The organism is Collinsella sp. CLA-SR-H006, from assembly GCF_040097075.1.
Taxonomy (GTDB): domain Bacteria; phylum Actinomycetota; class Coriobacteriia; order Coriobacteriales; family Coriobacteriaceae; genus Collinsella.
The window spans coordinates 21,878-27,877 of sequence record NZ_JBBNPD010000019.1; the positions used below are offsets into that span (position 1 = coordinate 21,878).

Genomic DNA, 6,000 nt, shown 5'->3' on the forward strand with positions numbered 1-6,000 from the left:
AAACTAGCTACGCCACAGGGCGGCCACGGGGGATCCCGTGGCCGCCCTGCAGTTTCTGTAGGGTCTCTGGGACACTTTACCCTGATAAAGCTGGCATAACAGCTAGAGTGAACGTCGTACAAAGGCAAGGAAAAAACCAAACAAATCGGTGAACGGTAGTTGTTCACGCTCGCATTTCCTGCGGATTTGTTAAAAACGTCCTAATGGTATAAAAAAAGAAACATATAATAGCCATGATGAAGGGGGTGGCTATGTTATCCTTCTCAAACGGGTGAAATCTTGGGTTTTGGGTTGTAGTTCCAAGGTGGATAAACGTTTTCCCTACACCAACGTGTGGTGAAGAACGGAAGAAGCCGGTAGTGCAAGCCGAACATTCAAGAATTCAATAAGCAGCGGTGTGAGAGAGCGCCGCATTACACGTAACTAGGAGCGTGGTTACACAATGCAGGAGGCATGGGAAGGCTTCAAGGAAGGCATTTGGACGGGAGAGGTTGACGTCCGAGACTTCATCCAGAAGAACTACACCCCCTACGAGGGCGACGAGTCGTTCCTCGCCGGCCCGACCGAGCGTACCAAGGAGCTGTGGGGCGAGGTTCTCGACCTGCTGCTTAAGGAGCGCGAGCAGGGCGGTGTCCTCGATATGGACACCAAGATCGTTACGGGTATCGTGAGCCACCCCGCTGGCTACATCGATAACGCCCACCGCGAGAAGGAGACCATCGTCGGCCTCCAGACCGACAAGCCGCTCAAGCGCGCTCTGCACGTCAACGGTGGTATCCGCATCGCTTGCCAGGCTGCCAGCCAGCACGGCTATAAGGTCGACGAGAACGTTGTCGAGCGCTACACCTTCGAGCGCAAGACCCACAACGCCGGTGTCTTCGATGTCTACACCCCCGAGATGCGTGCTTGCCGCTCGGCCCACATCATCACCGGTCTGCCCGATGGCTATGGCCGCGGCCGCATCATCGGCGACTACCGTCGTGTTGCCCTGTACGGTGTCGACTACCTGATCAAGGACAAGGAGGCCCAGAAGGCTTCCACCCCGACGGTCATGACCGCCGACAACATCCGCGATCGTGAGGAGCTGCAGGAGCAGATCCGCGCCCTCGGCGAGCTTAAGATGATGGCCGAGACCTATGGTTTCGATATTTCCAACCCTGCTACCAACACGCAGGAGGCCATCCAGTGGATGTACTTCGCCTACCTCGCTGCCGTTAAGGAGCAGAACGGCGCCGCTATGTCCATCGGCCGTACCTCCACGTTCATCGACATCTACGCTGAGCGCGACCTTGCCAACGGTACCTTCACCGAGGAGCAGATCCAGGAGTTCGTGGATCACTTCATCATGAAGCTCCGCATGGTCAAGTTTGCCCGTACCCCCGAGTACCAGGCCCTGTTCACCGGCGATCCGCAGTGGGTCACCGAGTCCATCGGCGGCATGGGTGTTGACGGCCGTACGCTCGTTACCAAGATGAGCTACCGCTACCTGCACACGCTCGAGAACATGGGTACCAGCCCCGAGCCCAACATGACCGTTCTGTGGTCGACCCGTCTGCCCGAGAACTTCAAGAAGTTCTGCGCCAAGACTTCCGTCGCCAGCTCCTCGATCCAGTACGAGAACGACGACCTCATGCGCGTTTACCACGGCGACGACTACGGCATCGCCTGCTGCGTGTCCTCCATGCGCATCGGCAAGGAGATGCAGTTCTTCGGCGCCCGTGCCAACCTGGCCAAGTGCCTGCTCTACGCGCTCAACGGTGGTGTTGACGAGGTCTCCAAGAAGCAGGTCGGCCCCAAGTATCGCGCCGTCGAGGGCGATACGCTCGATTACGACGACGTTGTGGCCAAGTACAACGACATGATGAAGTGGCTCGCTGGCGTGTACGTCAACTCGCTGAACATCATTCACTACATGCACGACAAGTATTGCTACGAGCGTATCCAGATGGCTCTGCACGACAAGCACGTGCACCGCTGGTTCGCTACGGGCATCGCTGGCCTTTCCGTCGTGGCTGACTCCCTGTCCGCCATCAAGTACGCCAAGGTCCACCCCGTCCGTGACGAGAACGGCATCATCGTCGACTTCGAGACCGAGGGCGAGTTCCCCAAGTACGGCAATGACGACGACCGCGTCGACCAGATCGCTCACGACGTTGTGCACCAGTTCATGGAGTACATCCGCATGAACGACACCTACCGCAACTCCGTGCCCACGACCTCGGTTCTGACCATTACCTCCAACGTCGTGTACGGTAAGAAGACCGGCTCCACGCCCGACGGCCGCAAGGCTGGTCAGCCGTTCGCCCCGGGTGCTAACCCCATGCACAAGCGCGATAGCCACGGCGCCATCGCTTCGCTGTCTTCGGTTTCCAAGCTCCCGTTCCGCGATGCTCAGGACGGCATCTCCAACACCTTCTCCATCATTCCGAGTGCGCTCGGCAAGGAGGACCAGGTGTTCTTTGGCGATATCGACCTTGATCAGCTGGGCGAGTAACTATTGTTAGTGCTATACTAACAATAACGATTACTGATTAGCGCGCCGGTTTCGGCCGGCGCCTGTCAATCGAAGGAGACACATTATGAAGGTTTCTGAAGTTTCCGAGACTCAGGCCGATAACCTGGTCCACATGCTCGACGCTTACGCCGAGAAGGGTGGCCACCACCTGAACATCAACGTCTTCAACCGTGAGACGCTGCTCGACGCTCAGGCTCACCCCGAGAAGTACCCGCAGCTGACCATCCGCGTTTCCGGCTATGCCGTGAACTTCCACACGCTCACCAAGGAGCAGCAGGACGAGGTCATTTCGCGTACCTTCCACGACAAGTTCTAAAGGGGTTTAACTCCCGCAGGATCGCCGGGCCGCTTTGGGTTACTTTCCAAAACGTCCTCGGACATGCAAAGGGCTCCGCTGCGCGCTTCGCGCGGCGGAGCCCTTTGCGTCCTGCGGAAATGTTTTGGAAAGTAACCCAAAGCGGCCCGGCGGGGGTCCTGTGTAGTCACCCTTTAGGCGGAACTCTCCTAATTATTTGGATGAGTCGTTTACTTACTTGTGCTGTTACCGTCTTCCCGCTGTTGTTGGGGTATGCTTTGTTCGTATGTAAACGTTTGACATGTTGATGGGGGAGGGTGCTATGGCTCGCGAGGGCGCTCGTTCTAAGGATTCTGCTAAGCCTGGCATCAAGGAAGTTGCAGCGGTGGCGGGGGTTTCGCCTACTACGGTATCTCGCGTGCTTAATAATCGCGGCTATATTAGCCAAGAGACCCGCGATAAGGTCCATGCCGCGATGAAGCGCATCAACTATACGCCCAACGATATCGCCCGTGCCATGCTCAACGGTCGCCTGAATCTTATCGGTATGATCGTCCCCTATGTCAGCAGTCCGTTTCATGCCCAAGTGGTTCAAGTTATTGAGCATACCCTGGCCGAAAACGGTTTTAAGATGCTGCTGTGCAATAGCGCCAATCGACCCGAGCTTGAGCGCTCTTATATCGACATGCTTCGACGCAATATGGTTGATGGCGTCATCGTCAACTCGCTTAATATCGGTGCCGAGGCGTATGCCGAGATGGGCTTGAGTCTGGTTGGTATCGACTGCGACCTTGGCGAGGCCTCTGTTCAGATTGCGAGCGACAGCTATGGCATCGGCGAACTTGCCACGCGTCGCCTGATTGATGACGGGTGTTCGCGCATCTTGTGCCTGCGCAACAATAGCCGCATGCGCATGCCTGCCAATAAGCGTACCGATGCCTACCACGATGTTGTGGAGCAGGCCGGTTTGCCCGCGCTTGTCCGTGAGGTCGAGTTCGTTAAGTCCGATGACGAAAAGAGTGCGGTCGTTGCGAAGATCCTCGATGAGAACCCCGATATTGACGGCATCTTTGCGGGAGACGACACGATGGCGGCCATCTGCCTCAACGTGATGAAGCAGCGCGGCTTGAGCGCTCCGGACGATATTAAGGTCGTGGGCGCGGATGGCGCCCGCCGCACTATGACGTTTATGCCTGACTTAACAACCGTTCGTCAAGATATCGATCGCATCGGAGAGCTCGCGGCGCAATCCATCATCGCTCTTGTTAACGGTGAAAAGCCCGAATCGAATACCAAGCTCCCCGTTGAACTCATTGAGGGCAAAACCGCGTAGTTCATCCCGTGCCAAAAGAATTCCTCAAACGCCTCTGTTGACCGTTCGCCGGCATATGTCAACCGTTTGCCGACGACTGGAACTGCGAAAAGACGTATTGGTGTGAAAACGTTTGACATATGAAAACGATTGACATATCTTGCAGTTGTACCGAGTTAGTATCACGTGGGAAGGAAGTCTCGGATGCACAAGGTGTATTACCAGCCTGAGGGAATTTGGGTGGGCGACATCATGCCGTACGGCGAGGACGGCACGTTCTATCTCTATCATCAGCGTGACACGCGAAACCCCGGTCCTTTCGGAGAGCCGTTTGGTTGGGCACTCGCGACGACCAAGGATTTCGTCAACTACAAGGACTTTGGCGAGAGCCTTGAGCGTGGCGGCGACGAGGAAGTCGACCAGTATGTTTATGCCGGCACGGTGTTTAAGGTGGGCGACAAGTACCATGCGCTCTACACTGGTTGCAATCGCGATAAGGTCCGCGCACGCTTGATGAAGCAGGTTCTTCTTCACGCAACGAGTGACGACGCCGTCAAGTGGGAGAAGAACATCGCCGAGACGCTGCTTCCGCCCCAGGAAGGTTACGATGACCGCAACTGGCGCGATCCCTTTGTGCTTTGGGATGAGGAGAACGAAGAGTACATGCTCATCCTCGGCACGCGTGTGGGCGAGGACAAGCGTCTGATGACCGGTCGTCTGGTCAAGTTCACCTCCAAGGACCTGGATACCTGGGAGTTCCAGGGCGACTGGTGGAATCCGGGCCTTTACACCATGTTCGAGATGCCTGATCTCTTTAAGATGGGCGACTGGTGGTATCTGGTGTTCTCCGAGTACAGTGATGGCAACAAGACCCGTTACCGCATGTCTCGCTCCATCAACGGTCCTTGGATCACTCCTGCTGACGATTCATTCGATGGCCGCGCGTACTATGCCGCGCGTACCGCATTTGATGGCGAGCGCCGCGTTCTCTTTGGTTGGGTTCCTACGCGTGACGAGGGCGGCGATCCCAGCTCTTACCTGTGGGGTGGCACCTTTATGCCTCTCGAGATCGTTCAGCGTGCCGACGGAACGCTCGGCACCAAGCTCCCTGACAGCATGCTTGGCGCCTTTGGCGAGGCTAAGGCAGTCGAGGCCTTTGAGCTTTCCTGCGAGTCGGGCAAGGTCGAGCAGGTGCTCGCCGCGGATGCCGGTTCCACCTATATGCTCGATGCCGACATCGAGCTCGCCGGTGACGCTGCCGGCTTCTCGGTGAAGCTTGCCGAGGACGCCGAGTCCGGTCTTGCCTATGAGTTCCGCGCCAACCTGCGTGAGGGCAAGCTCGAGTTTACGGCGGCCCCCCAGTATCCGTGGTTCCAGGTCAACAACATGGGCCTCGAGCGTCCGTTGTTCTTTAAGGGCGAGGGCACTCATCATGTGCGCCTGGTCGTTGACGACGATATCGCGACCATCTTTGTCGATGATGTTGCGCTTAACGCGCGCTTCTGCAATAAGCAGGGCCAGGGTGTGGCGCTGACGGTCACCGACGGTACGCTCAAGTGCGCAAATGCAACGATCGCGTCTCTGTAATGGCATCAAAACGTCTTATGATTTCGTAAAGGAATGGAGAGGAACATGGACTACAAAGTAGTGTCTCAGCAAGTCGTCGATAACGTCGGCGGTTTGGAGAACATCGAGGGCGCCACGCATTGCGTTACGCGTCTGCGTCTGGTGCTCAAGGATACGAGCAAGTACAACAAGGCCGAGCTCGAGAACATCGATGGCGTCAAGGGCGTGCTGTACAACAGACACTATGACCCAATCCGAGGGCACTAAAAAGATAGGAGCCCCCGCTCGTGACCGCGGGTCGGGGCTGCGACA

The 6,000-nt window shown here is 56.9% G+C and carries 5 protein-coding genes; all 5 read left to right on the forward strand.

Features of this window, described 5'->3' with window-relative positions; all coding sequences use genetic code 11:
* Positions 1–442 precede the first annotated feature (442 nt).
* A complete protein-coding gene (gene pflB / locus AAA069_RS09440; RefSeq protein WP_195445630.1) occupies positions 443–2,494 on the forward strand; it encodes a formate C-acetyltransferase in 2,052 nt (683 codons plus the stop codon).
* 85 nt (positions 2,495–2,579) lie between these two features.
* Positions 2,580–2,831, forward strand: coding sequence for an autonomous glycyl radical cofactor GrcA3 (gene grcA3 / locus AAA069_RS09445; RefSeq protein ID WP_117583521.1), 252 nt, complete (start codon positions 2,580–2,582; stop codon positions 2,829–2,831).
* A 301-nt stretch (positions 2,832–3,132) separates the two neighbouring features.
* Positions 3,133–4,143, forward strand: coding sequence for a LacI family DNA-binding transcriptional regulator (locus AAA069_RS09450; RefSeq protein ID WP_252204578.1), 1,011 nt, complete (start codon positions 3,133–3,135; stop codon positions 4,141–4,143).
* A gap of 183 nt (positions 4,144–4,326) precedes the next feature.
* On the forward strand, positions 4,327–5,709 hold the full coding sequence (locus AAA069_RS09455) for a family 43 glycosylhydrolase (RefSeq protein ID WP_148346449.1): 1,383 nt from the start codon (positions 4,327–4,329) through the stop codon (positions 5,707–5,709).
* A gap of 45 nt (positions 5,710–5,754) precedes the next feature.
* The gene (locus AAA069_RS09460) at positions 5,755–5,955 is read left to right on the forward strand and encodes a PTS transporter subunit EIIB (RefSeq protein ID WP_349128207.1); all 201 of its coding nucleotides are present in this window, start codon (positions 5,755–5,757) and stop codon (positions 5,953–5,955) included.
* Positions 5,956–6,000: the final 45 nt, after the last annotated feature.